Source organism: Streptomyces caelestis, assembly GCF_014205255.1.
Lineage (GTDB): Bacteria > Actinomycetota > Actinomycetes > Streptomycetales > Streptomycetaceae > Streptomyces > Streptomyces caelestis.
Genome location: NZ_JACHNE010000001.1, coordinates 4397035 through 4422400, shown reverse-complemented (window position 1 = coordinate 4422400; position 25366 = coordinate 4397035). Strand labels below are relative to the sequence as shown.

The window sequence follows — 25366 nt, the reverse complement described above, 5'->3', positions numbered from 1 at the left end:
GAGGTCTGTGGACGGCCTCGGGGAGAGGCTCCCGTCAGCCGTACGTGTCGCCGGGGCCGGTGCTGCCGGGAGCACGCAGCGGGCCGTAGCGACGGGCGGGGCCGCCGGGGCCCTGCACCTTGATCACCTTCACCGTGCCGTGGCCCAGGTCCTCGTTGAGGCGCGCGACCAGGGTCGGGGCGAGCAGCCGGAGGTTCGTCGCCCAGGCCGTCGAGTCGCAGCGCACGGACAGGACGTGCTCCTCCTCGTCGTACCGCTCCGGCACACAGTGCTTGGCCACGTCCTCACCGACGATCTGCGGCCAGCGGCCCATCACCCCGCCCACCGCGGCCGGGGCCTCCCATCCTCGCTCGGTGATCAGCCGGTTGATCGCGGAGCCGAGCGCCATGGGGTCGCGGCCGTCGGCGCGCGCGCCGGAGCGCAGTCCGCCACGGCGCGCCTGCTTCTTCTGCTGCGCCGCGTCCCCACGCGCGCGTGCGGCATCCTTGGCGGCGCGGAGCGCCACGCGCGCGAGGTCGACGCCGGACGGCTCGGGGGAACGGGGCCCGGGCGCCTTCCCGGAGGGATTCTCCGGTGTGTTCTCTGTCATACGCGCTCCACCGTCCCCTCGGACACGGCGAACCGCACCCCGGACAGCACATGCGGTACGTCGTCGTCGACCGCGGCCGTCACCAGGACCTGCTCGCCGGGCGCGACCAGCTCGGCGAGGCGCTCACGGCGGCGGGTGTCCAGCTCGGCGAAGACGTCGTCGAGCACCAGCACCGGCTCGTTGCCCTCCGCGCGCAGCAGGTCGTACGAGGCGAGACGCAGCGCCAGGGCGTAGGACCAGGACTCGCCGTGCGAGGCGTATCCCTTGGCGGGCAGCTGGCCGAGCTTGAGCAGCAGGTCGTCCCGGTGCGGGCCGACCAGGGTGACGCCCCGCTCGATCTCCTGCTTGCGGGCCTCGGCGAGCGCGGCCATCAGCTGCTCGAACAGGTCCTCGCGCGTGTGCGCCTCGCCCGGCGCGGACGGCTTGTACTCCAGGGCGATCGGCCCGCCGCCGGGGGCGAGCTGCTCGTACGCCTTGTCGGCGAGCGGCTGGACCGCGGCGATCAGATCCAGGCGCTGGGCGAGCAACTCGGCGCCCGCGCGCGCGAGATGCTGGTCCCAGATGTCGAGCGTGGACATGTCCATGCTGCGGCCGCCGTGCCGGCGGGCGAGCGCGGCCGACTTGAGGAGAGTGTTGCGCTGCTTGAGGACCCGGTCGTAGTCCGAGCGGACTCCCGCCATCCGCGGGGACCGGGCAGTGATCAGCTCGTCGAGGAAGCGACGCCGCTCACCGGGGTCGCCCTTGACCAGGGCGAGATCCTCGGGGGCGAACAGCACGGTCCGTACGATCCCCAGTACGTCACGCGGCTTGACCTGCGAGGACCGGTTGATACGGGCCCGGTTGGCGCGGCCCGGGTTCAGCTCCAGCTCGACCAGCTGCTGCCGGTCGCCCTGCCGCACCTGGGCCCGGATGATCGCGCGCTCGGCACCCATGCGGACCAGGGGGGCGTCGGAGGAGACCCGGTGGCTGCCGAGCGTGGCGAGATAGCCGACGGCCTCGACGAGGTTGGTCTTGCCCTGCCCATTCGGGCCGACGAAGGCCGTCACTCCAGGGTCGAGCGGGACCTCGACCCGGGGGTACGAGCGGAAGTCGGCCAGCGACAGATGCGTGACGTGCATGGTCGTTTCGCCGACCTCCCTCGGTGCTCGGTTACTTCTTCTCGACCGCGTGGCCGCCGAACTGGTTCCGCAGCGCCGCGATCATCTTCATCTGGGGCGAGTCCTCCTGACGGGAGGCGAACCGCGCGAACAGCGACGCGGTGATCGCCGGCAGCGGCACCGCGTGGTCGATCGCGGCTTCCACAGTCCAGCGTCCCTCACCGGAGTCCTGTGCATAACCCCGGAGCTTGTCCAGGTGCTCGTCGTCGTCGAGCGCGTTGACCGCGAGGTCGAGCAGCCAGGAGCGGATGACCGTGCCCTCCTGCCAGGAGCGGAAGACCTCCCGGACGTCGGTCACGGAGTCGACCTTCTCCAGCAGCTCCCAGCCCTCGGCGTAGGCCTGCATCATCGCGTACTCGATGCCGTTGTGGACCATCTTCGCGAAGTGGCCCGCGCCCACCTTGCCGGCGTGCACCGAGCCGAAGTCGCCCTCCGGCTTGAGGGCGTCGAAGACCGGCTGCACCTTGGCGACGTTCTCCTTGTCACCGCCGTACATCAGCGCGTAGCCGTTCTCCAGGCCCCACACGCCGCCGGAGACTCCGCAGTCGACGAAGCCGATGCCCTTGGCCGCCAGCTCCTCGGCGTGCCTCTCGTCGTCCGTCCAGCGGGAGTTGCCGCCGTCCACGACGACGTCGCCGGGCTCCAGCAGTTCGGCGAGCTGGTCGATGGTGGACTGCGTGGGCTCGCCTGCCGGGACCATCACCCAGACCACCCGCGGTCCCCTGAGCTTGCCCACAAGCTCTTCCAGGCTGTGGACATCGGCGACGTCCGGGTTGCGGTCGTATCCGAAGACGGTGTGGCCCGCGCGGCGGATCCGCTCGCGCATGTTGCCGCCCATCTTGCCGAGGCCGACGAGACCGAGCTCCATCAGTTGTGTTCCTTAGGTTTGCAGGTGTCCGACGTGGCGTTGCGGCACTTTCGTACCCGCGTCCGAGCCTAAACCCGGACGCTCGCGCACATCTGTGGGCATACGCGCTCAGTCGTACGCCCTCACCTGCCGCTTTGCCCCCAGCCTGTGGACAACCGCCGGCTCAGCCGCTGAGCCGCACCGGCATGATCAGGTACTTGTAGGCCTCGTCCGCCTCGGCGTCCACCGCCGGCTTGCCGCTGAGCAGCGCGGGCTTCGTGGACGTCGTGAAGGACAGCTGCGCGACCGGGGAGTCGATGGCGCTCAGGCCGTCCAGCAGGAACGTCGGGTTGAAGGCGATCGAGATGTCGTCGCCCTCCAGCTGGGCGTCGACCCTTTCCACAGCCTGTGCGTCGTCGCTGGAACCGGCCTCCAGGATGAGCACGCCCTGCTCGAAGCTCAGCCGCACCGGGGTGTTCCGCTCGGCGACCAGGGCCACACGCTTGACGGCCTCCACGAAGGGGGCGGTCTCGATCACGGCGACGCTGTTGAACTCCGTCGGGAACAGCGTGCGGTACTTCGGGAGGTCGCCCTCCAGCAGGCGGGTCGTCGTACGGCGGCCGGCGCCCTCGAAGCCGATCAGGCCCTCGCCCGAGCCCGAGCCGGACAGGGCCAGGGTGACCTGGTCGCCGCTCGTCAGGGCCTTGGCGGTGTCCAGCAGCGTCTTGGCGGGCACCAGGGCGACCGCGGAGGCCTCCGGGTTCTCCGGCTTCCACAGGAACTCACGGACCGCGAAGCGGTAGCGGTCGGTGGACGCCAGCGTGACCGTGTCGCCCTCGATCTCGATGCGCACACCGGTGAGGACGGGCAGAGTGTCGTCCCGCCCGGCGGCGATCGCCACCTGGGCGGCCGCGGAGGCGAAGACCTCGCCGGGCACAGTCCCCGTCGCGTTCGGCATCTGCGGCAGGGCCGGGTACTCCTCCACAGGCAGGGTGTGGAGTGTGAACCGGGAGGAGCCGCACACCACCGTCGCCCGTACACCCTCTGTGGAGATCTCCACCGGCCGGTTGGGGAGGGCGCGGCAGATGTCCGCGAGGAGACGGCCGGAGACGAGCACCGTGCCCTCCTCCTCGACCTCGGCCTCCAGGGACACGCGCGCGGAGACCTCGTAGTCGAAGCTGGACAGGCTCAGCTGGCCGTCCTCGGCCTTCAGCAGCAGGCCGGCGAGGACAGGCGCCGGCGGACGGGCCGGGAGGCTGCGTGCCGCCCAGGCCACTGCCTCCGCGAGTACGTCGCGTTCCACCCGGATCTTCACTGTTGCCGCCTCCTGCTGTTGCCGGCGCTTCTCGCTCTGCCTGGCCCTCGTCGTCTGTCTCGGTGCCGACGGCCCCTGGGATGGGGAGGACACCGGGGACCAGTCTGACGCACCGCACTGACAGTAGGTGCCTCTCGGGGTCAAGTCGTGACGAGGGGCGGTCGGGCGCCGGAGGGCGAGTTGTGCACAGGACCCGCTTCGATGCGAATTCCCAGCTCTCTCTAGTCGGGAGTAGTAGTAGGGCCTGTGGATACCGTGGATAACCACGTTCGCCCAGCTCAGAGCGGGAATTTTGTCCACCGTGCCTGTGGGTGACGGCGGTGGACAACCAGGGGAATCTGTGGAGAACGGAAAGTTCTGCACACTCCGTGCACAGGGTGAGGCGAGTTCTCCCCAGTGCCGTCCCCAGTTTTACCCGCCTTTCCCACAGCCCAACCCGGCACCTTCGTGTGACGCCTTTCACTCGACCCGGTGAGGAGGCGCGTCGTGTTGCCGAACAGTGGACAGCGATGTGGAGAAGCTGGGGATCGCTGGGGACAACCGGCCCCAGCCTGTGGGTTGCCGGTGGACAACTCGATGCACAGCCTGTGGATCCTCTCGCTGTCCACAGCCTGTGGAGATCGTTCGTCCACGAATCCACATGCCAGTGACCTGGTCTGATGGTCGTTCAACAGAGGCCTCTGTGGACACAGTCTGGACAACTTCCCAGTCCCCAGGGTGTGGACGGGAAAAAGTCGCCGAATCTGTGGAGTGGGGCCGTAACCCGGCAGGTAATTCGAACAGCCGGCGACGGCGACATGACGAAGGACGGCCGTGACACGGCCGCGCCATGACGAAGGGCGCCCCCGGGCATGTGCTCCGGGGGCGCCCTCGGCGTCGTTCGGCCGGCTCCGTCAGCCGTTCTTGATGCGGTTGGTCAGCTCGGTGACCTGGTTGTAGATGGAGCGGCGCTCGGCCATCAGGTTGCGGATCTTGCGGTCCGCGTGCATGACCGTCGTGTGGTCCCGTCCGCCGAACAGCGCGCCGATCTTCGGCAGCGACAGGTCCGTGAGCTCACGGCACAGGTACATGGCGATCTGCCGGGCGGTGACGAGGGCGCGGCCGCGGGAGGTGCCGCAGAGGTCCTCGACGGTCAGCCCGAAGTAGTCGGCCGTCGCGCCCATGATGGCCGTGGACGTGATCTCGGGGGCCGAGTCCTCGCCGCCGGGGATGAGGTCCTTGAGGACGATCTCCGTCAGGCCCAGGTCCACCGGCTGCCGGTTGAGCGAGGCGAACGCCGTGACCCGGATCAGCGCGCCCTCCAGCTCGCGGATGTTGCGCGAGATCCGGGACGCGATGAACTCCAGCACCTCCGGCGGCGCGTTCAGCTGCTCCTGCACCGCCTTCTTGCGGAGGATCGCGATGCGCGTCTCCAGCTCGGGCGGCTGCACGTCCGTGATCAGACCCCACTCGAAACGGTTCCGCAGCCGGTCCTCCAGCGTGACCAGCTGCTTGGGCGGCCGGTCGGAGGACAGCACGATCTGCTTGTTGGCGTTGTGGAGCGTGTTGAAGGTGTGGAAGAACTCCTCCTGCGTCGACTCCTTGTCCGCCAGGAACTGGATGTCGTCGACGAGCAGGATGTCCATCTCGCGGTAGCGCTTGCGGAAGCTGTCGCCCTTGCCGTCGCGGATGGAGTTGATGAACTCGTTGGTGAACTCCTCCGAGCTCACGTACCGCACCCGTGTGCCCGGGTAGAGACTGCGCGCGTAGTGCCCGATCGCGTGCAGCAGGTGCGTCTTGCCGAGCCCGGACTCCCCGTAGATGAACAACGGGTTGTAGGCCTTCGCCGGTGCCTCGGCGACGGCGACCGCGGCGGCGTGCGCGAAGCGGTTGGAGGCGCCGATGACGAACGTGTCGAAGAGGTACTTCGGGTTCAGACGCGCGGTGGGCTCACCCGGGCCGGTCGCCGGCGCGGGCTGTGCGGCCAGCGGGCCGGGCGCACCGGTCGTGGGCAGGTTCGGGCCGACGGGACCGCCGCGGTGCACGTGTCCCGAGCCGGGCGGCGGCTCGGGCAGCTCCCGGCGGACCGGGTCGCGCTGGTCGTAGTCGGGGCGTGACGTGTCGTAGTCGGAGCGCGGCGAGTCGTAGGAGGGGCGGTCCATGGACTGCGGGCGATAGTCCTGGGACGGGGAGCCGTAGGCGTCCTGGGAGGACGAACCGTACGAGTCCTGTCCACCACGTGACCCTTGCGGCCGGTGCGAGCGGTGCGATCCGTACGAGTCCTGCGACGACCCATGGGATCCGTACGAGTCCTGTGAGCCGTAGGAGTCCTGGCCGGGTGACGCGTACGGGTCGCGATCGGGAAAGCCGAGGCGTTGCTGCTGCCAGCTGTACTCGTCCTGCGTCGGCCGCGGCCAGGAGCCGGGCTCGGGGCGCTGGTACTCGGACGGGTACGCGGGGCGGGCGGTGGGAAGTTGATCTCCGCGCGTAGGCGGCGGCTGGTCGTCGGACGTTCCCGGCAGCTGGTCGGCGCGGTGACGGCCGTACCCCTCATAACCGTCGCGGTCCTGGCGCGCGGCCGGAAGCTCGCGCTCCTCGTAACGCTGCTGGGGACGGGTCGGGGGCGCCGGCGTGGGGTCGCCCGCGGAGTCGTCGACGGTGATCGCGATCCGGATCGGGCGGCCGCACTCTCGGCTCAGGGTCTCGCTGACGACGGGCGCCAGGCGGCCCTCGAGTACGCCCTTCGCGAATTCGTTCGGTACGGCGAGCAGGGCGGTGTCGGCGACCAGCGCGAGCGGCTGGCAGCGCCGGATCCAGTGCTCGTCCTTCGCCTCGACGCCCTGGCCGCGGTCCTCCCCGAGGAGCTGCTCCAATACGCGTGGCCACACTGCGGCAAGATCGGCAGGTACGTCAGCCACAGGGCACGCTCTCTCACAGGTCCCACGAACGTGTGGTTCTGGGACGGCTCGGGATGTAAATCGGGTGGGGCAGGGATAAGGGAACGAATCGGAGTCCGTCACGGTAGTCAGGGCGGCCACTACGGTTCAAGTTGTTGTCCCCAGCCTGTGGACAAGTGTCTCCGGGCAGGTGCTGGTTTGACCGGATGGCGTAGCCGCGCGTACCGTAACCAGGTCGAGTTGTCGATGGCTGCTGCCGCCTGCCTCCGATGGGCACAGATCATTTTGGTGATCGGTCAGCGGTGCACTCGGGCGTAACTGCGAGCTACTCGTGGGCGCACGGTGACAGCCAGGACGGCACCCCGCAACTACCGATTTCTTCTGGAGCCCCCGAGTGAGCAAGCGCACCTTCCAGCCGAACAACCGTCGTCGCGCGAAGACCCACGGCTTCCGGCTGCGTATGCGCACCCGTGCCGGCCGCGCGATTCTCGCGTCCCGCCGTAGCAAGGGTCGCGCCCGTCTGTCCGCCTGATCCCGGTCAGGTCATGACATCGTGCTGCCCACCGAGAACCGGCTGAGGCGGCGCGAGGACTTCGCGACCGCAGTACGGCGAGGCCGCCGGGCAGGACGCCCGTACCTCGTCGTCCATCTTCGAAGCGGTGCCACGGACCCGCATGCGCCTGGGGAGAGCGCTCCCCCGACGCGTGCGGGTTTCGTCGTGAGCAAAGCCGTGGGCGGTGCGGTCGTACGCAACAAAGTGAAGCGCAGGCTTCGCCATCTGATGCGCGACCGAGTCGCCCAGCTGCCCCCCGGTAGCCTGGTAGTGGTACGAGCGCTGCCCGGTGCGGGCGACGCCGACCATGCACAGCTGGCCCGAGACCTGGATGCCGCCCTCCAGCGGCTGCTGGGAGGGGGCGCGCGATGAAGTACCCGCTGCTTGCTCTGATCAAGCTCTATCAGTGGACGATCAGTCCGCTGCTCGGGCCGGTCTGCAAGTACTACCCGTCGTGCTCCCACTACGGCTTCACGGCCATCGACCGGCACGGTGCCATCAAGGGAACGGCACTCACGGCTTGGCGCATCCTGCGGTGCAATCCGTGGTCGCTGGGTGGTGTGGACCATGTCCCGCCGCGCAAGCGCCCGCGGTGGCACGAAATGCTGCGTAACGCGTGGCGTGCACGCAAGGGCGGGCCCTCCGCCGCCGTCCCGGCCACCGAGGGACAGACTTCTCCCACAAGTCGGTCCAGTCCTTCGAGCCCGGCCGCAGAGACACCGTCCCATGCCCAAGGAGCATGATTAGTGGACACGATTGCCAGCCTCTTCAGCTTCATCACCACACCCGTCTCCTGGGTCATCGTCCAGTTCCATTCGGTGTACGGCGCCCTCTTCGGGCCTGACACCGGCTGGGCCTGGGGCCTGTCGATCGTGTCCCTGGTGATCCTGATCCGTATCTGCCTGATCCCGCTCTTCGTGAAGCAGATCAAGGCGACCCGGGCCATGCAGACGCTCCAGCCCGAGATGAAGAAGATCCAGGAGCGCTACAAGAACGACAAGCAGCGTCAGTCCGAAGAGATGATGAAGCTGTACAAGGACACGGGCACCAACCCGCTGTCCTCGTGCCTTCCCATCCTGGCGCAGTCCCCGTTCTTCTTCGCCCTGTACCACGTGCTGAACAGCATCGCGTCGAACGACACCATCGGCGTGATCAACACCAGCCTTCTGGAGAGTGCCCAGAAGGCGCACATCGTCGGTGCGCCGCTCGCAGTGAAGTTCACCGACAGCGCGTCGAAGGTGGAAGCACTCGGTGCCTCCCTCACCGACGTCCGCGTGGTCACCGCCATCATGATCGTCCTGATGTCGGCGTCGCAGTTCTTCACGCAGCGCCAGCTGATGACGAAGAACGTCGACACCACGGTGAAGACGCCGTTCATGCAGCAGCAGAAGATGCTGATGTACGTCTTCCCGATCATGTTCGCCGTCTTCGGCATCAACTTCCCCGTCGGTGTCCTCGTCTACTGGCTGACCACCAACGTGTGGACCATGGGCCAGCAGATGTACGTCATCCACAACAACCCGACCCCGGGTTCCAAGGCCCAGGCCGCGTACCTGGAGCGCCTGCACAAGCACGTCACGCAGCACAACAAGGTCAGCCGGCGCCGTGACAAGGTCATCGTCAAGGCGATCGTCGCCAAGGGACGCGACCGCAACGAGTTCGAGCGCAAGTTCATCAACGGCCTGAGCAAGGCCGGCCTCGCCGCCCAGGCCGACGGAACCGTGATCAAGAGCGACACCGCAGCCGCCGTCGAAGCCGAGGACGGTACGCCGACCACCGGCATGCCGAGGCGTCAGCAGCCCAAGCGGCAGACCAAGGCTCAGCGGCAGTCCGGTGTGGCGAAGGCAGCCGGTGAGGCGGAGCCGAAGACGTCGCTCATCAAGTCCGACGAGCCCGAGGACGCCAAGCCCGCCGCCGCTGCCAAGAAGGGCGGCGCCAAGTCCGGCAGCGGTACCCGCAGCAAGGCCCAGTCCGGACAGCGCAAGGGTCCACAGCGGCCCAAGTCCCCGTCCAAGAAGTAAGAAGGAGTCCATCCCGTGACGGAAGGCACCATTTCCGCCGCTGCCGAGGGTGTAGACACCCTGACCCGCCTGGAGCAGGAGGGCGAGATCGCGGCGGACTACCTGGAGGGTCTGCTCGACATCGCCGACCTCGACGGCGACATCGACATGGACGTCGAGGCCGACCGTGCCTCTGTCTCGATCATCAGCGACACGGGCAGCCGCGACCTGCAGAAGCTGGTCGGCCGTGACGGTGAGGTGCTGGAGGCACTTCAGGAGCTCACCCGTCTGGCCGTGCACCGGGAGACCGGTGACCGCAGCCGACTGATGCTCGACATCGCGGGATACCGCGCCCGGAAGCGCTCCGAGCTGTCCGAGCTGGGGGCCAAGGCCGCCGCCGAGGCCAAGAGCAGCGGCGAGGCCGTGAGGCTGGACCCGATGACGCCGTTCGAGCGCAAGGTCGTGCACGACGCGGTCAAGGCCGCGGGCCTGCGCAGCGAGTCCGAGGGCGAGGAGCCGCAGCGCTTCGTCGTCGTGCTTCCCGCCTGACCGGCCCGTACGTTCCCCGGCCCCGTCTGTTGCGCAGGCGGGGCCGAACTTTGTCAGCCTGATAGTTCTGGTGGTTCTGGTGTCGGCGCTGTGCGCTGACGCTGTACGGAAGGACGGTCCCCCGTGACGGAGGAAGCGGAGCTCCCCCCAGCGCCCGAGCAGGCGCGCGAGGTGTTCGGTGATCGCTTCGCGGATGCGGTGCGGTACGCCGAGTTGCTCGCTGAGGCGGGCGTGCAGCGCGGTCTCATCGGCCCGCGTGAAGTGCCCCGCCTGTGGGAGCGGCACCTGCTGAACTGCGCGGTGCTCTCGGAGGTCGTGCCCGAGGGCGTGACGGTGTGCGATGTCGGCTCGGGCGCCGGCCTCCCCGGCATTCCGCTGGCGCTGGTCCGGGAGGACCTGAAGATCACACTGCTGGAGCCGCTGCTGCGGCGTACCAACTTCCTCTCCGAGGTCGTGGAGCTGCTCGGTCTCGATCATGTGACCGTGGTGCGCGGCCGGGCCGAGGAGGTCATGGGGAAGATCCAGCCCGTTCATGTCGTGACGGCGCGAGCCGTCGCGCCCCTCGACCGCCTCGCCACGTGGGGCATCCCGCTGCTGCGGCCGTACGGGGAGATGCTCGCCCTCAAGGGCGACGCCGCCGAGGAGGAGCTGAAGAGCGCGTCGGCGGCCCTGAGCAAGCTGGGTGCGGTGGCGACATCCATCCTGCATGTCGGCGAGGGCGTGGTGGACCCGATGTCCACGGTTGTACGGGTGGAGGTCGGGGAGAGCCCCGGCGGTGTGCGCTTCGCCGCGAAGCGTGCCAAGGCGGCTCGCACGGGACGTGCCCGCCGACGCCGCTGATCCGTCCTGGGGACACTGATCCGGCCCGGCGGGGCTGATCCGTCCTGACGACGAGACGTACTCCACACAAGCTGCCAAACCTATGCATGCCGGAGTGTCGCGACAATCCGGCCCCGACTGCTGTGCATCGTGTTTCACGTGAAACGTCGCTCACTGCTGCACGGCATCATCAGTCGTGGCCGCGCTGCGGCCGAACCCCGCGACCGTAAGCCTCTCGGGTCACTCGATGAGGGAACTGAGTTGTCCACAGAGGTGGATTTCTCCACAGAACGGAAGGCCTCACTGGTTCACGACCCCGAAGACATGGGAGGCTCTGTTCATTGCGAGCCTGAAGTCGAGGAGAGTGAATCCTTGCGGTCCGACGCCAACATCGCGGGACCGATGACCGATCCGGTCCCCGGTCCCCGTACCGAGTCGATGGGGGCGGATGTTTCACGTGAAACACCGCCTCCGATGGACGACACTCCCATCGGTCGTGCTGCCCAACTGGCGGTGGAGGCTCTAGGCCGCGCCGGCGAGGGCCTGCCACGGCCCGAGCAGACCCGAATCATGGTGGTCGCCAACCAGAAGGGCGGTGTGGGCAAGACGACGACGACCGTCAACCTTGCCGCGTCGCTGGCCCTGCACGGTGGCAGGGTTCTGGTGGTCGACCTCGATCCACAGGGCAATGCGTCCACTGCGCTGGGCATCGACCACCACGCCGAAGTTCCGTCCATCTACGACGTGTTGGTCGAGAGCAAGCCGCTGTCCGAGGTCGTCCAGCCGGTCCCCGATGTCGAGGGCCTCTTCTGTGCCCCTGCCACGATCGATCTCGCCGGTGCGGAGATCGAGCTGGTGTCCCTGGTGGCACGAGAGAGCCGGTTGCAGCGCGCCATCCAGGCGTACGAGCAGCCGCTGGACTACATCCTCATCGACTGTCCGCCCTCGCTCGGCCTCCTGACGGTCAATGCGTTGGTGGCGGGTCAGGAGGTTCTGATCCCGATCCAGTGCGAGTACTACGCGCTGGAAGGCCTGGGTCAGTTGCTGCGTAACGTCGACCTGGTGCGGGGGCACCTCAACCCCACCCTGCATGTGTCGACCATCCTGCTCACCATGTACGACGGCCGGACGCGCCTCGCGTCCCAGGTCGCGGAAGAGGTGCGCACCCACTTCGGCGACGAGGTGCTGCGGACGAGCATTCCCAGGTCCGTCCGTATCTCCGAGGCGCCGAGTTATGGGCAGACGGTCCTGACTTACGATCCTGGATCGAGTGGTGCCCTCTCATACCTTGAGGCGGCACGAGAGATCGCGCTGAAGGGCGTTGGCATCAGCTATGACGCGACGCACGCCCACATCGGCGCACAGCAGAACGACCCGAACATGGTGGAGGGCATTCAGTGAGCGAGCGACGGAGGGGGCTGGGCCGTGGTCTCGGCGCGCTGATCCCTGCTGCGCCGACGGAGAAGTCGGTAGCCCAGGCTGCGGCGGGGAACGCCGCTTCCACATCCCCCGCGGCAGTGCCGGTGCTGCCCAACGACCGTGGGGTCGCCGCAGCGAAGGTGGCGACGCTGCCAACCGTTTCACGTGAAACCGAGGAGCCGGCGCAGCCCAGTGCTCCCGCCGTCCCTGCGGCGCCCATCGGTGCGCATTTCGCCGAGATCCCCCTCGACTCCATCACGCCGAACCCCCGGCAGCCGCGTGAGGTCTTCGACGAGGACGCGCTGGCCGAGCTCATCACCTCCATCAAGGAAGTGGGGCTCCTCCAGCCGGTCGTCGTCCGGCAGGTGGGTCCTGCTCACTACGAGCTCATCATGGGCGAGCGCCGCTGGCGGGCCTGCCGCGAGGCGGGGCTGGAGGCGATCCCGGCGATCGTACGGGCCACGGAGGACGAGAAGCTCCTTCTGGACGCTCTGCTGGAAAACCTGCACCGCGCTCAGCTGAACCCGCTGGAAGAGGCAGCCGCCTACGACCAGTTGCTGCGGGACTTCAACTGCACGCACGACCAGCTGGCGGACCGCATTGGCCGATCCCGCCCGCAGGTCTCCAACACCCTGCGCCTGTTGAAGCTCTCGCCAGCTGTGCAGCGCCGGGTCGCCGCCGGAGTGCTCTCCGCCGGCCATGCGCGGGCCCTGCTGTCCGTCGAGGACTCGGAGGAGCAGGACAGGCTGGCCCATCGCATCGTGGCCGAAGGGCTGTCGGTGCGGGCCGTCGAGGAAATCGTGACCCTCATGGGTTCGCGTCCCCAGAAGGCTCAGCGGCCCAAGGGCCCGCGTGCCGGTGCTCGTGTCTCTCCCGCGCTGTCCGAGCTTGCCACGCGGCTCTCGGACCGCTTCGAGACGCGCGTGAAGGTCGACCTGGGGCAGAAGAAGGGCAAGATCACCGTCGAGTTCGCCTCCATGGAGGATCTTGAGCGAATCCTGGGTTCACTCGCTCCGGGCGAGGGACCGGTTCTGCAGAAGAGCCTGCTGGAGGGCGACTCCGAGGAGAGCGAGTCCTGAGCCTCCGGCAGGAGCCTCTGTTGTGGATGAAGGAGCGGGCCATGTCTGGTGTGTGCCGGAATGTGGCTCGCTCTTTCCTTTCTGGCGGTATCGATGGAATCGCATCGTGGATACGATGCGTTCGGATACGGCGCAACCACCCGGCAGCACCTCTGAGAGGAAGGCAGGGGCCATGCGAACGATGAGCCGCACCGGACTGGTGAGCGCCGGTTTGGGGCTGGGAGCGGTCGGTGGGTTCATCGGCAGTCTCCTCAGGGAACGGAGCGCTCTGACAGCCGCCCGCGACGCGGCAGGCCAAGGAAGCGAGGAACAGCCTTCATGGGGCGCCGGCTCGTACCGCTCACGTTGGACAACCTTCAGGACCTTCCCAAGCGCTGTCGCTCGTGTGTCTTCTGGGAGCTCGACCCGGTCAGCGGTGAGGCCGCGCTAAAGGCGGGCGAGTCCGCTCTGGAGAAGGAAGCCTGGATCTCGGCCGTCCTGCTGGACTGGGGGTCCTGTGGTCGGGTCGTGTACGTCGACGACGTACCGGTGGGCTTCGTGCTCTATGCCCCGCCCGCCTATGTCCCGCGCTCCACAGCGTTCCCTACGAGTCCCGTCTCCCCTGACGCGGTTCAGCTGATAACCGCGTTCATCGTGCCGGGGTACCAGGGGCAGGGACTGGGACGGGTGATGGTTCAGACGGTCGCCAAGGATCTGCTGCGGCGCGGCTTCAAGGCGATCGAGGCGTTCGGCGATGCCAGCTGGAAGGAACCGGCCTGTGTGCTGCCCGCCGACCATCTCCTGGCGGTGGGCTTCAAGACCGTCCGGCAACACCCCACCTATCCCCGGCTGAGGCTGGAGCTGCGGTCGACGCTTTCGTGGAAGGAAGACGTCGAGATGGCGCTGGACCGGCTCCTGGGAGCAGTACAGAAGGAGCCGGCGTTGCGACCGCTGTAGAGGAAGCAATCAAACGAATGGGCCAACCCTTCCGGGTTGGCCCATTCGTGTTTCACGTGAAACATGCACCGTCGCTCAGACGGCTCTGCCGGTTCACTCGGCGATGAACTCCTCAAGGTCGCGAACGATCGCGGCCTTCGGCTTGGCGCCCACGATCGTCTTGGCGACCTCGCCACCCTGGTAGACGTTCAGGGTCGGGATGGACATGACGCCGTACTTGGCGGCCGTACCCGGGTTCTCGTCGATGTTCAGCTTGACGACCTCGATCTTGTCGCCGTACTCGGAGGCGATCGCCTCCAGGGACGGCGCGATCTGGCGGCACGGACCGCACCAGGCGGCCCAGAAGTCCACCAGGACGGGCTTGTCGCTCTTGAGGACGTCCTGCTCGAAGGAGTCGTCGGTCACATTCTTCAGGGTGCCGGCCACGGCGGGCTCCTTAACTGGTTGGTGCGTGGGGCGGGTAGGGAGAAGGGTCAGACAGCGGTCTTCTCGGGCTCGGGCTGCTCCTCGTCCGCGAGGGCGGCGAGGTAGCGCTCGGCGTCGAGAGCGGCGGAGCACCCGGTCCCTGCCGCAGTGATCGCCTGACGGTAGGTGTGGTCGACCACGTCGCCGGCACCGAAGACACCGGTCAGGTTGGTGCGCGTCGACGGCGCGTCCACCTTCAGGTAGCCCTCCTCGTCCAGGTCGAGTTGACCCTTGAAGAGCTCGGTGCGGGGGTCGTGGCCGATGGCGATGAAGAGACCGGTCACCGGCAGGTCCGAAAGCTCGCCGGTCTTGAGGTTGCGCAGCTTCAGACCCGAGAGCTTCTGGTCGCCCTGGATCTCGGCGACCTCGCTGTCCCACACGAACGTGATCTTCGGGTCGGCGAAGGCGCGCTCCTGCATGGCCTTGGAGGCGCGCAGCGTGTCGCGGCGGTGGACGACGGTCACGGACTTGGCGAACCGCGAGAGGAAGGTGGCCTCCTCCATGGCCGTGTCGCCACCACCGATCACGGCGATGTCCTGGTCCTTGAAGAAGAACCCGTCACAGGTGGCGCACCAGGACACCCCACGGCCGGAGAGGGCGTCCTCGTTCGGCAGACCGAGTTTGCGGTGCTGCGAGCCGGTGGTGACGATGACGGCCTTGGCCCGGTGGACGGTGCCGGACGTGTCCGTGGCGGTCTTGATCTCACCGGTCAGGTCGACGGCGACGATGTCGTCCGGGATGAGCTCGGCCCCGAAGCGCTCCGCCTGGGCGCGCATGTTGTCCATGAGCTCGGGGCCCATGATGCCGTCCTGGAAGCCCGGGAAGTTCTCGACGTCGGTGGTGTTCATGAGCGCACCGCCGGCGGTGACGGCGCCCTCGAACACCAGTGGCTTCAGCGACGCGCGCGCGGTGTAGAGCGCCGCCGTATAGCCGGCGGGCCCGGAGCCGATGATGATCACGTTACGGACGTCGCTCACGGCTTGATTCCTCGTCTCTGGACTGCGTCGTTCGACCGGGGGAGCTTCTCTCGGAACTCTCACCCCACCCAACGGATCCTAAGGGGCGCGCATTCCCGCTGTGTCCGGGCACACGGAGATGCGGCCCTGTGCGGGGAGACCGCGCAGGATGAAGACGAAGACGTGTCTCAGGCGGACGGGTACGAGCGCTGCAGAAGGACCTTGCCCGCGGCGGTCGCCGCCGAGTGGTCCACACAGGTCGCGTCGACGATGTAGGCACTGACCCGCGTGGGGTCGGATGCGTCGGGGAGCAACACCAGCATGGCCTTCTTCCCCTGATACCTGCCGTTCTCGACAGCAAGGGCTGTGTCCTTGCGCCCGATGCCGTCGCGGACGCAGCCGGGCACTGTGGGCGCCTTGAAGACCTGGGGATGGTCGGTGCCGGGGGCGGTCGCCGCGCCGAAGGGAGTGCGGGAGCCCCCCTTTTTGCTCTGGTTCTCGGTCAGGAGATCCGTGACCTGCTTCTCGAGTTTCCCCTCGGAGAAGGTGTCCGCGGGGGCGGTCTGCTGTCCACCTGCCGTGTCATTCGAGGGCTTGCCATCGCCCAGCGACGACAGCAGGACGGAGCCCAGTCCCAGGGCGGCAACGGTGAAGACGGTCCCCAGGACGGCGATCCTCCGACGCCCGTTCCGCGTGCGGTCCTTGCGCCCCGGGCCGGTGGTGGAAGAGCGGGGACGCCCGGCGGGCCGGTCGGCGGGCGTCGATGTTTCACGTGAAACATGCGCACCGCTGTCGTCTTGGGACGTGGAACGAGGGGCGCTCACCGGCGTCTGGCTCTCTGCTGCCTCCGGCCCCGTGGCGTTCAGCAGAGCCTCGGCGGCGAGGGCGGCATCGATGCGGCCTGCGACATCGGCGGGCATGTGCGGCGGACCCGGCAGCGTGCCGAGCAGTCCACGGATCTCCTCCAGGGACGCGTAGACGTCCGCGCAGAGCTCGCACCCGTCCAGGTGCCGGCGTACGTCGGTGCTCTGGGACGGGGGGAGGAGGCCCTCGGCCAGGTCGGAGATCTCCGCGACGTCCGGGTGCCCGGCCATGTCTGTCGTCGATGTCACGCTCGTCCACCTCCGCCCTTCACTGCCGCTGGGTCGCTCGGTCCTGTGTCCGGTGGTTCCGCTCGGAGCGGTCCCGCTGCGGGTGGGACGGCTGGCCCCTGCGTCCGGTTCCGCTCCGCGCGCGGCTTCTTGCGCTCACCGCTGCCGTCCGGCCGTAGATGGGTCAGCAGCGGCAGGAGTCTGGCTCTGCCGCGCGCACATCGGCTCTTCACTGTCCCGGTGGGCACGTCGAGGATGCGGGCCGCCTCCGCGACCGGGTAACCCTGCATGTCCACCAGGACGAGCGCCGCTCGCTGGTCGGCCGGCAGGGTCCCCAGGGCTTCGATGAGCTGCCGGTGGAGATCGTTGCGCTCAGCGGGCGCCGAAGCCGACTCGTGCGGCTCCAGCAGCTGCTCCAGGCGCTCGGTGTCGTCGACGGGAGAGGTCTTCCGGGAGGCGGCCTTGCGGGCGCGGTCCAGGCAGGCGTTCACCGTGATCCTGTGCAGCCACGTCGTGACGGCCGACTGGCCCCGGAAGGTGTGGGCGGCCCGGTAGGCGGAAACGAGGGCGTCCTGCACCGCGTCAGCGGCCTCCTCGCGGTCCCCGAGCGTCCGTAGGGCGACAGCCCAGAGGCGATCGCGATGCCGCCGCACGATCTCAGCGAAGGCGTCGGGGTCGCCTTCCACATGGCGGGCGAGAAGCTGCTGGTCGCTTGCATCGCCGTATCCGGCGCCCTTTGCCATCGGCCCTCCCGTGGGCCAACTCTACGTACTCGCCTCGAGGAAAGCGACAGGTCCGGGAAGGTGGCGTCGAAAGTGCCCGTTCCCCAGCAGGAGGCGCAAAGTGACGCAGTTCACTCTCGCCTGATCGGCGAGAAGTCAATAACAACTTAATCAAGAGATTGTGTGAAAATATTATGAGGATTGCCCTTGGGTAGGCCATCTTCGGGCGTCGGCTATGAAATGGAGGTGTCTCTACCTTTATTTCAACATCGGGTACTCCGGCTCCAGATTCGTTATGAGCTATACCGGGAGTGGAACCAACGGCATACCCGACCTGGCCGGGTACAAGTTCGTGACAGCAGGGTCCGGCCAGGGCCAGGCGGTGAAGAACAATGCTGCCTCGGCGAAGGCGACATTCCCGGGCGTGGGCACCAGTCGGGTCATCTACTACAACAGCGGCTACACGGGTGCTTGCGATGCCATCCGGGCGTACCAAGAGGTCGAGTACGCCTACAAGCTCCATAACACGTACAACAATAATGCGTCGGCTCGGTTCCTGACCCACACGCCGAGCGGCTGCTATCGGTTCGGTAGTTGACCTGATATCCGGTGAACAGCTGATCGTCGGTATGGAGTCGTGGATCAAGGCATCGCCGGCCTACGGATACCACGATCCCCGTGATGACAGTGCTGCACGGCCTTCCCTCGCCCTTACACAGCTCAGAAGGAGCTTCTTCGGACCGTCCGGGGAGAACGACGGCTGCATGGCGGCGGCAGACAGGGCGCTTGGCTCGGAAAAACCTCCGGCGAAGGGAATCGAATCCGCTCGAACCATAGACGTGACGTCGTTCAAGGAGTCGCAGACCAGCGCAGATGTCAGGAAGGCTTTTAGTGAGTGGTCGGCATGCATGTCGAGCAAGGGTTATAAATACACGTCGCCGCTCGAGTCTGCCGGGGTTAAATGGTTCGCCACAGCCTCTGCTACGGCGTCGGAAAAGCGGGTAGCCCGGGCGGACGTGTCGTGCAAGAATCAGGTTGACCTGGTCGATCGCTGGTACAAGGCAGAGTCGAGTATCCAGCAGCCAATGATTGAGCGGCATGCCGAGGAGCTCAAAGAGCTTATGATCTTCCAAGATGAGTTGGTGAAGCGGGCTCGCCACATTCTGGAGAAGCCTTGAAGCAGGATCCGGTGTATCGCGACCCCGGCCACCGTCAGCCCCTGATCGAAACCTCCGAAATGCCACCGCGAAACAGATCGGCAGAACCATCTTCCGGAAGCTTCGTGACGTGGACGAGAACGTAACGCGTACGAATCGGCTTCTGCAGTTCGACGTGGAGGCTCGATCCGGTGGCCGATAGCTCGGTCAGCCGCTGAGAGAAGTCACTCAGAGACGACGGGGCGGTGGCATCGGCGTCCGCCGCGAGTAGCTCCGCGGTCTGCCCACTCCGATACATGGCGATATCAACACGGGAGACGTTCCTCACGCTGCCGAGGTCGAGGATCAGCCCACTGCCCTCTCTGCGCTGTGGCAAGTTTCCGAAGTTGGCGTATCCCCGGTACTGGGGGGTGACCCACGCGGTGGCCGTCTTGCCGTCGACGGCGAGCTGAACCTCGTCCTCCTGTATGCCAGACCCGCTCGGTGCGAACTCCCGCACGCTGTTGATCGGGATGTCCTTCAGGGGCGCGGCAGGCTTGTTTCCGCTGTCTCCGTCATTCGTCTGCGTCTGGCCCGGGTCCTCGTTCTTGCCCCCCTGGTCCATGAGCGCGTCCGCCAGCTGCCAGCTGCCGAGGCCCAGTGCGGCGATGAGGAGGGCGGAGACGGCCCACTTCAGGGCCTTGCCCGTGCGGCTCTGCAACGGGGGCGGCGGCGTCGGGACCGGCTGCGTGGCACCGGGACGCGGGGCCTGGCGGCCGTACGTGCCCTGCTGGTACGACGTGCGCTGGTACTCGGGCGGGGCGGTGAACGTCGGCTCCGGCGGGCGGATGCGGGGCATCTCGCCGATCGCCTTCACCAGCTCTTCCGGCGTGGTGCACGGCGACTCGTGCCGGGAGGCTGTGGCGCCGTCGTTGACGAGCGCCCGCATGGAGAGTTCGGAGAGACCGCGGTGCACACCGGCACGCACCTGGTCGGGCGCGATCAGACCGATGTCCTTCGGCAGGCCGGACAGCCCGTAGGCGTCGCTCTCGTAGGGCCAGCGCTGGGTGAGCGCCGCGTACAGCAGGGCGCCGATGGCCTCCGTGTCGGTGCGCTGAGGGGTGTCGGACGCGATGCCCCTCAGCGCGGCGTTCACCGCGAGTCCGCGGATGCGCCACTGGCCGGTCGAGGTACGCAGGACGGCAGTGGGGTTCAGCCGCAGATGGGCGAGACCCTCCCGATGGGCGGCGGCCATGGCGGAGGAGATCTGGCTGACCATCTGGTAGGCGTCGTACGGCTCCAGCGGCCCGGAGGCGAGGAGCGTGGTCATTTCCGTCGCGTCCGGAAGCCACTCGTGGACGACGTAGACGAGGTCGTTCTCCTCCACCGCGTCCAGCACCTGGACGAAGCGCGGGTCGCCCAGCAGGGCGGAGGAGCGGGCGGCGGCCAGGACGGACCGGGCCCGTGAGTGGTCCGCGGGCAGAATGTGCACGCCGACGGCACGGCGGAGCTTCTCGTCCACGGCACGCCAACTGCTGAAACCGTCCAGACGGGTGACGCACTCCTCGAGGCGGTAGCGTCTGGCAAGTTTGTGACCACTGTGCAGTTCAGACGGCGAGGTCTTCCCGGAACCGTCGGTCCGGGTGCTCTCCTGTACCTCGTCGCTGTCCGTGTCCCGCTCCCGGTTCTTGGCCACCCCGTCGGCCGTGGACTGGTCCGCCTGTGCGGTCAGCGACGACTCGTCGCTGTTGTCTGCCACGTCGACGGCAGCCGTACTCCGTTCCGCCACCGTCGTTCCTGCCTCCCCATCCATTGCGCGCCGACCGGCATCCGTTGTACGCCGTCCGACGCCGAAACCAATTGTGCCCACAGTCCGCCGCTATGCACGACACGCGGTGGCTGACGATGGTTGTGCGCCTCTCCCTCCCGACTCAGCGTCCCAGGCGTCCGCGGACCATGCCGACCAGCGAGTTGAGTTCCTCGATGCGCATGCGGCGGGCGGCGACGAAGAAGGTGCCGAGCAGAACGACACCACCCGCCAGCACGGCGGCGAGCGAGCCCACGACGCCCTGGCCGAGCGTGTGGCCGATGCCGTAGCAGGCCGCGCCGCTGAGCAGGGCCGCCGGGATCGACGCGATGCACAGCCGGGCGTAGGTCCGCAGGACACGGGCGCCGTCGAGGTCTCCGCCCAGCCGCTTGCGCAGCCGGCGCCAGGCGACGCCGACGCCGATCGCGTAGGCCAGGCCGTACGAGGCGGCCATGCCGACCACGGCCCAGCGCGACGGGATGACGAAGTAGCAGACCGCCGAGGCGCCCGCGTTGACCGCGGCCACGATGACCGTGTTGTAGAAGGGAGTTCGGGTGTCCTCGTAGGCGTAGAAGGCGCGCAGGACGACGTACTGCACGGAGTACGGAATCAGGCCGAGGCCGAACGCCATCAGCATGAAGCCCATGTTGGTGGCCTCACTGGTGCCCGAGGAGCCGAACATCAGCGTGCACAAGGGGATGCCGAGCGAGAGGAAACCGAACGCGATCGGCACGATGGCGACCGCCGTGTTGCGCAGGCCCTGGGAGATGTCGTCGCGTACGGCGCCCCCGTCGCCCTCGGCCGCCGAGCGCGACAGGCGCGGCAGCAGGGCTGCCATGAGGGAGACCGTGATGATGGCTTGCGGCAGACCCCAGATGAGCTGTGCGTTGGCGTAGGCGGAGAAGCCGGTACCGTCGACGGGCGAGGCCTTGCCCGCCGCGGTGGACAGCCAGACGACGACCATGGCGCCCGCCTGGTTGGCGAGGACGAACAGGACCGTCCACTTGGCGAGCGTGACGGCCTTGCCGAGGCCCTGGCCCTTCCAGTCGAAGCGCAGCCGCAGCCGGAAGCCCGTCTCGCGCAGGTAGGGGATCATCGCCAGCGCCTGGACCACGAGACCGAGCAGCACACCGACACCGAGGAGGCGCTGGCCCTCCGGCGGGATGGTCGTGACCCCCATCTTGGAGTCGGCGGCGGTGCCGTAGACGTAGATGAACATGCCCAGCGTCACGATGATGACGATGTTGTTCAGGACCGGGGTCCACATCATCGCACCGAACTTCCCGCGGGCGTTGAGGATCTGGCCCATCACCACGTGGACGCCCATGAAGAAGATCGAGGGCAGGAAGTACTGGACGAAGGTGATGGCGACCTGGTTCGCCGCGGGGTCGCTGGCGATCGAGGGGGACATCACGCGGATCAGGAGTGGCGCGCCGAAGATCGCCAGCGCGGTGAGCGCGCCGAGTGCCACCATGACGAGGGTCAGCAGGCGGTTGGCGTACGCCTCGCCGCCGTCCTCGTCGTCCTTCATGGCGCGCACGAGTTGCGGCACGAAGACGGAGTTGAGCCCGCCACCGACCGTGAGGATGTAGAGCATCGTCGGCAGTTGGTAGGCGACCTGGAAGGTGTCACCGAGGAAGCCGACGCCGATGGCCGACACGATCAGCGCGGAGCGGATGAAGCCGGTGAGGCGGGAGACCATCGTGCCCGCCGCCATCACGGCGCTGGACTTCATCAGGCCGGAGGCGCGGCCGCCCTTCTTCGCAGCGGGCGCGGCAGGGGGCTCCGGGGCAGGGGGGTCGGCCACCGCCGGCGTTGCCGCGGTCTCGCCGGGAGACGGGTACTGGCCCGCCGTGTAGGAGCCCTGCGCCGCGTAGTGCTCCTGCGTCATCTGGCCCGGGGCCGAGGACGGGCCGGGGACCGACGGCGACTCGTACGAGGGGTGGCCGCTGCTCTGCTGCTGGTCCCGGAAGAGGTGCGCGAACGCGTCCGGCTCCTGGCGTGGCTCGCCCGCCTGGGAGACGAGGTCGTCCACGCCCACGAACTGGGTGGTCCGGGCGTCGTCACCGTACGGCAGGTGCCGCGTCGGGCCCTCCGGCTCCGGCGGGGGCGTCTGGGCCCACACCTGTGGGTCGGGCGCGTACGGCGACTGCGGCGGCTGGGCGTACAGCTGCTGCTGGTATGTGCCCGGAGGGGGCGGGGGGTGCGCGGCCCGGTCGTAGAGCGCCTCGGCGACCGGATCCTGGGCGGAGAGGTCCTGTGCCCGGTAGGGGTCCTGGGCGTAGGCGTCCTGGAGGTACATGTCCGCGGGCGGCTGCGGCGGCACCTGGCCGTGCTCGGGCGGCGAGCCCTCGGGCCCGCCCGACTCGGGGTGGCCCGAGCTGCCCACGCCACGGCCTTGGTCACCGTCGTACGGCGCGTTCATGGTTACCCCACCTCATCGTCCCGGGCCCACCGGCCACGACATCTCAACGGTCCACTCTCTCACCCGTGCCGGACGGGTCGGCGCTTTCCGGTGCGGTGTCCGGGGCCGGGTCACTCGGCTGCTGCGGGGCGTCTGCCCGCGAGCCGGCCTCGGACTCCTCCTTGAGACGGTCGCCGGGAGCTTCCGGGTTCTGCGCGGCGCCGACCGGGCTGTCGACGTCGTCCTCCGCCTCCGTGGCGGCGTCCTCGGCTGCCTCGCGGGCGGCGGCGCGCTTGCGCTGGGTGTACATACGGAAGCCGGCGAGGACCAGGAGCAGGACGCCACCGCCGATGACCAGCATCACGGTGGCCGTGACCTCGGTGACCTTCACGTCGAAGGTGACGGCCTCGCCGTACTTCTGGCCGTCCTCCGTGTACAGCTGGGCGACCACCTCCGCCCGGCCGTTGGCGTTGGCGGACGTGGTGAACTTCACCGACTGGCTGTGCCCGCCGTTCACGGCGACCGGCTGTTCCCCGTAGGCGTCGCCGCCGATCTTGAGCCGCGTCGGGTTCTGCGAGGTGAGCCTCAGCTCCAGGTTCTTGACGCCCTGGACCAGGTTGTTCTGTACGGTCACCGGGATCGTGGCGCTGCGGCCGGAGAGCTTGGTCTCCGTCTTCTTGATCAGCTTGACCCCGTCGATCAGGCCGTTCAGGTACTTCTCGACGTCTCCGCGGTACCCCGCCGCCGCGACGCCCCGGCCACGCCACGACGTGGACATCTCGCGGTTCATGGCCCGCCCGAAGGGGGTGACCACCCGGGACTGGTCGGTGAGGATCACCTTGAAGTTGTCGAGCTTGCCCTGCGTCCGAGCGATCTGCCCGAAGGCGGCTCGCGGCAGCTCCTGCTTGCGCAGCGAGGAGGGGTAGACGGAGGCGGGCGGCACCTTCCTGTTGGCCGCCGGGTCCGGCTTGGCCTTGGCGGCGGCCGTGAGGTCCTGCGACTCGGACCAGTTCCCGCCCTGGAGGGCCCCCAGCGCCTCGGCCATCGCCTGCGCCTGGTTCACGGAGGGCGTGCGCTGCGGTGCGACGACGACGCTGCGCTGCTTGCCGGTCTGGAGGCCGAGCGTCAGGCTCTGGGCCAGGAAGCGCTGCACGGCGAGTGTGGACGCGGAGGCCTTCGTCAGGTTGCCCTGGAAGGCCGTGGACATCCTGGAGTCCGCGACGACCGCCATGGTGCCGCCGCCGATGGGCCGGGCCGCGGAGGGCGTGTACGACAGATTGTCCTGAAGGCTGTCGCTGCGGGCGATCACCTTGTCGGCGCCCGCGGAGGTCGCGACCTTCATGATCGACGGGTCGACGGCGCCGTCCACGGGCCACGCGAAGTCCGTGGACGGTTTCACGTGGAGGATCGTCTGCACCGTGTTGTCGACGGCGTCGGTGGCCTCCTTGAGGTGGCTCAGCGAGCCGGTGACGGTCGTGCCGTGGTGGGCGAGCGAGGCCAGGTCCGGATCGCCGAACGGCAGGGCGACGACCTCCTTGCCCGCCACCGCCTGCTGGAGCTCGGAGAGCCACTGCTTGGCGACCGCCTGGTTCCGGCCGGAGGTGGTGGTGCCGTCCTCGTCCCTGACCTGGTAGTTCTTCGTCATCGCGTCGACGGACGCCAGCAGGTCCGGGTCGATCACCCAGGTGACATCGAGGCCCTTGCCCAGCGACACCATCTGCTCGAGGCGGCCGCCGGGGGAGATCTCCTCGGCGAGGTCGTCGTTGTCGAAGACCGGTGTCTGCTGCTCGTTCGATCCCGTCTCGGCCGTCATGTGGACGTCGGAGACGAGCGGCCACAGGAACGTGGTCTTCGTCTTGGCGCGGGCCTCCTCCGGCTGCCACGGCAGGAACGTGCGCTGGACACCGAGAACCTGGTCCCAGGGCTGCGCGGCGGTCTCACCGGAGAGCGCGACGGCCAACTGGTAGACGCCGTCCTGGCCGAGGTCCAGCTCGTCAACCGGCACGGAGATGTTGAAGGGCTCCGCGACGCCGGGGATGAGCTTGGAGAACTTCTCGGTGTACTTGCCGCCGACCGCCTCGCCGGCGGGGCCCTGGACGTCGTCGCTCTTCTTGGCGAGGGCGTCGATGGAGGAGCGGGTGTCGAGCGAGGGCCCCACCCTGAGGTCGACGTGAGCGTCGGTGACCGGCTGCTTGCCGTTGTTGGTCACCGTGCCCGTCACGGTCACCGTGTCCCCCTCGGTGGGGGTGCTGGGGCTGAGCGAGTCGACAGCGACGGACACCGATCCCGCGCCGGAGGAAGCCTGCGGGGACTCCTGCCTCGCCGCGTCCGCCGGCGTCGCGGCGGGCAACTGGAGGAGTCCGGTCAGCAGGGGCGCACCGGCGAGCAGTGCCCCGGTGCGCCGCAGCCACCGGCGGGCAGGTGAGGCACTGGTCCCCTGGAAGTCTGCCGCCTCGGCCACGCGCTCGCCCGTCCCTCGTCGTCGTCAGTGGTCGTCGGAATGTGCGTCCACGCATGGTAACGATGTGCGCTGAGGGGAAGTGCCGCGGTCCGTTCCACAAGATCGCGGCCTGGCATCGCGTTGTCCGGTATGTCGCTGTATGGCAGAGAGTGGTTCTCATCATCTCAAGAGCCTTCCTTGTGCGC

The 25366-nt window shown here is 68.3% G+C and carries 23 protein-coding genes; 11 read left to right on the top strand and 12 right to left on the bottom strand.

Going from position 1 to position 25366, the window contains the following annotated elements:
* Positions 1 to 34 precede the first annotated feature (34 nt).
* The 5 genes from HDA41_RS20105 to dnaA all read right to left on the bottom strand — a co-directional run bounded on the left by HDA41_RS20105 (position 35) and on the right by dnaA (position 6805).
* Complete coding sequence (locus HDA41_RS20105) at positions 35 to 589, bottom strand: DciA family protein (RefSeq protein ID WP_184985819.1); 555 nt, start codon at positions 587 to 589, stop codon at positions 35 to 37.
* Positions 586 to 1707 (bottom strand): DNA replication/repair protein RecF, encoded by a 1122-nt coding sequence (gene recF / locus HDA41_RS20100; protein ID WP_010032694.1) that lies wholly within the window; start codon positions 1705 to 1707, stop codon positions 586 to 588. The genes HDA41_RS20105 and recF overlap by 4 nt, the downstream gene beginning before the upstream one ends.
* 31 nt (positions 1708 to 1738) lie before the next feature.
* Positions 1739 to 2614: a phosphogluconate dehydrogenase (NAD(+)-dependent, decarboxylating) gene (gnd, locus tag HDA41_RS20095; protein WP_184985817.1), complete on the bottom strand. Its 876-nt coding sequence runs from the start codon at positions 2612 to 2614 to the stop codon at positions 1739 to 1741.
* Positions 2615 to 2777: 163 nt separating this feature from the next.
* The gene (gene dnaN, locus HDA41_RS20090) at positions 2778 to 3908 is read right to left on the bottom strand and encodes a DNA polymerase III subunit beta (RefSeq protein WP_184985815.1); all 1131 of its coding nucleotides are present in this window, start codon (positions 3906 to 3908) and stop codon (positions 2778 to 2780) included.
* Between the two features lie 893 nt (positions 3909 to 4801).
* Complete coding sequence (gene dnaA, locus HDA41_RS20085; protein WP_184985813.1) at positions 4802 to 6805, bottom strand: chromosomal replication initiator protein DnaA; 2004 nt, start codon at positions 6803 to 6805, stop codon at positions 4802 to 4804.
* Between the two features lie 373 nt (positions 6806 to 7178).
* Between dnaA and rpmH the strand changes: the two genes are divergently transcribed.
* From rpmH to HDA41_RS20040, 9 genes are all read left to right on the top strand, one after another.
* Positions 7179 to 7316 (top strand): 50S ribosomal protein L34, encoded by a 138-nt coding sequence (rpmH, locus tag HDA41_RS20080; protein WP_003956500.1) that lies wholly within the window; start codon positions 7179 to 7181, stop codon positions 7314 to 7316.
* A gap of 21 nt (positions 7317 to 7337) precedes the next feature.
* Entirely contained in the window at positions 7338 to 7709 is a 372-nt protein-coding gene (gene rnpA, locus HDA41_RS20075) for a ribonuclease P protein component (RefSeq protein WP_010032713.1), read from the top strand.
* Entirely contained in the window at positions 7706 to 8080 is a 375-nt protein-coding gene (gene yidD, locus HDA41_RS20070) for a membrane protein insertion efficiency factor YidD (RefSeq protein ID WP_059414789.1), read from the top strand. Before rnpA ends, yidD begins: the two co-directional genes overlap by 4 nt.
* A 3-nt stretch (positions 8081 to 8083) precedes the next feature.
* A complete protein-coding gene (yidC, locus tag HDA41_RS20065; RefSeq protein ID WP_184985811.1) occupies positions 8084 to 9358 on the top strand; it encodes a membrane protein insertase YidC in 1275 nt (424 codons plus the stop codon).
* Positions 9359 to 9373: 15 nt separating this feature from the next.
* Positions 9374 to 9886 (top strand): Jag family protein, encoded by a 513-nt coding sequence (locus HDA41_RS20060; protein WP_184985809.1) that lies wholly within the window; start codon positions 9374 to 9376, stop codon positions 9884 to 9886.
* A 123-nt stretch (positions 9887 to 10009) separates the two neighbouring features.
* Positions 10010 to 10726 carry a 16S rRNA (guanine(527)-N(7))-methyltransferase RsmG gene (gene rsmG, locus HDA41_RS20055; protein WP_184985807.1) on the top strand — a complete coding sequence of 239 codons (717 nt, stop codon included), beginning with the start codon at positions 10010 to 10012 and terminating at the stop codon, positions 10724 to 10726.
* A 303-nt stretch (positions 10727 to 11029) separates the two neighbouring features.
* Positions 11030 to 12106 (top strand): ParA family protein, encoded by a 1077-nt coding sequence (locus HDA41_RS20050; RefSeq protein WP_184993572.1) that lies wholly within the window; start codon positions 11030 to 11032, stop codon positions 12104 to 12106.
* A complete protein-coding gene (locus HDA41_RS20045) occupies positions 12103 to 13203 on the top strand; it encodes a ParB/RepB/Spo0J family partition protein (protein ID WP_184985805.1) in 1101 nt (366 codons plus the stop codon). Before HDA41_RS20050 ends, HDA41_RS20045 begins: the two co-directional genes overlap by 4 nt.
* A 318-nt stretch (positions 13204 to 13521) precedes the next feature.
* Positions 13522 to 14139: a GNAT family N-acetyltransferase gene (locus HDA41_RS20040; RefSeq protein ID WP_184985803.1), complete on the top strand. Its 618-nt coding sequence runs from the start codon at positions 13522 to 13524 to the stop codon at positions 14137 to 14139.
* 93 nt (positions 14140 to 14232) lie between these two features.
* Here the strand turns inward: HDA41_RS20040 and trxA are convergent, their stop codons facing one another.
* The 4 genes from trxA to sigM all read right to left on the bottom strand — a co-directional run bounded on the left by trxA (position 14233) and on the right by sigM (position 17394).
* Positions 14233 to 14565, bottom strand: a complete 333-nt coding sequence (gene trxA, locus HDA41_RS20035) for a thioredoxin (RefSeq protein ID WP_010032728.1) — start codon at positions 14563 to 14565, stop codon at positions 14233 to 14235.
* Between the two features lie 47 nt (positions 14566 to 14612).
* On the bottom strand, positions 14613 to 15581 hold the full coding sequence (trxB, locus tag HDA41_RS20030) for a thioredoxin-disulfide reductase (RefSeq protein WP_184985801.1): 969 nt from the start codon (positions 15579 to 15581) through the stop codon (positions 14613 to 14615).
* Between the two features lie 167 nt (positions 15582 to 15748).
* A complete protein-coding gene (locus HDA41_RS20025) occupies positions 15749 to 16672 on the bottom strand; it encodes an anti-sigma factor family protein (protein ID WP_184985799.1) in 924 nt (307 codons plus the stop codon).
* Complete coding sequence (gene sigM / locus HDA41_RS20020) at positions 16669 to 17394, bottom strand: RNA polymerase sigma factor SigM (RefSeq protein ID WP_184985797.1); 726 nt, start codon at positions 17392 to 17394, stop codon at positions 16669 to 16671. The genes HDA41_RS20025 and sigM overlap by 4 nt, the downstream gene beginning before the upstream one ends.
* A 274-nt stretch (positions 17395 to 17668) precedes the next feature.
* On the opposite strand from sigM, the gene HDA41_RS20015 reads away from it, so the two are divergent.
* Both HDA41_RS20015 and HDA41_RS20010 read left to right on the top strand, forming a co-directional pair.
* Positions 17669 to 17971 carry a hypothetical protein gene (locus HDA41_RS20015; RefSeq protein ID WP_184985795.1) on the top strand — a complete coding sequence of 101 codons (303 nt, stop codon included), beginning with the start codon at positions 17669 to 17671 and terminating at the stop codon, positions 17969 to 17971.
* 31 nt (positions 17972 to 18002) lie between these two features.
* Positions 18003 to 18551 carry a hypothetical protein gene (locus HDA41_RS20010; protein ID WP_184985793.1) on the top strand — a complete coding sequence of 183 codons (549 nt, stop codon included), beginning with the start codon at positions 18003 to 18005 and terminating at the stop codon, positions 18549 to 18551.
* Positions 18552 to 18585: 34 nt separating this feature from the next.
* On the opposite strand, the gene HDA41_RS20005 is transcribed toward HDA41_RS20010, so the two are convergent.
* From HDA41_RS20005 to HDA41_RS19995, 3 genes are all read right to left on the bottom strand, one after another.
* Positions 18586 to 20298, bottom strand: a complete 1713-nt coding sequence (locus HDA41_RS20005; protein WP_184985791.1) for a protein kinase family protein — start codon at positions 20296 to 20298, stop codon at positions 18586 to 18588.
* Positions 20299 to 20440: 142 nt separating this feature from the next.
* Complete coding sequence (gene murJ, locus HDA41_RS20000) at positions 20441 to 22741, bottom strand: murein biosynthesis integral membrane protein MurJ (RefSeq protein ID WP_184985789.1); 2301 nt, start codon at positions 22739 to 22741, stop codon at positions 20441 to 20443.
* Between the two features lie 43 nt (positions 22742 to 22784).
* Complete coding sequence (locus HDA41_RS19995; protein ID WP_184985787.1) at positions 22785 to 25181, bottom strand: DUF6049 family protein; 2397 nt, start codon at positions 25179 to 25181, stop codon at positions 22785 to 22787.
* Positions 25182 to 25366 lie beyond the last annotated feature (185 nt).

What these genes read in the sequence shown, in the direction of transcription:
- HDA41_RS20105 (WP_184985819.1), bottom strand. Translation starts at nt 589, where the DNA reads ATGACAGAGAACACACCGGAGAATCCCTCCGGGAAGGCGCCCGGGCCC.
- recF (WP_010032694.1), bottom strand. Translation starts at nt 1,707, where the DNA reads ATGCACGTCACGCATCTGTCGCTGGCCGACTTCCGCTCGTACCCCCGG.
- gnd (WP_184985817.1), bottom strand. Translation starts at nt 2,614, where the DNA reads ATGGAGCTCGGTCTCGTCGGCCTCGGCAAGATGGGCGGCAACATGCGC.
- yidD (WP_059414789.1), top strand. Translation starts at nt 7,706, where the DNA reads ATGAAGTACCCGCTGCTTGCTCTGATCAAGCTCTATCAGTGGACGATC.
- HDA41_RS20050 (WP_184993572.1), top strand. Translation starts at nt 11,030, where the DNA reads ATGGGAGGCTCTGTTCATTGCGAGCCTGAAGTCGAGGAGAGTGAATCC.
- HDA41_RS20040 (WP_184985803.1), top strand. Translation starts at nt 13,522, where the DNA reads ATGGGGCGCCGGCTCGTACCGCTCACGTTGGACAACCTTCAGGACCTT.
- sigM (WP_184985797.1), bottom strand. Translation starts at nt 17,394, where the DNA reads ATGGCAAAGGGCGCCGGATACGGCGATGCAAGCGACCAGCAGCTTCTC.
- HDA41_RS20015 (WP_184985795.1), top strand. Translation starts at nt 17,669, where the DNA reads ATGAGCTATACCGGGAGTGGAACCAACGGCATACCCGACCTGGCCGGG.
- HDA41_RS20010 (WP_184985793.1), top strand. Translation starts at nt 18,003, where the DNA reads ATGGAGTCGTGGATCAAGGCATCGCCGGCCTACGGATACCACGATCCC.
- murJ (WP_184985789.1), bottom strand. Translation starts at nt 22,741, where the DNA reads ATGAACGCGCCGTACGACGGTGACCAAGGCCGTGGCGTGGGCAGCTCG.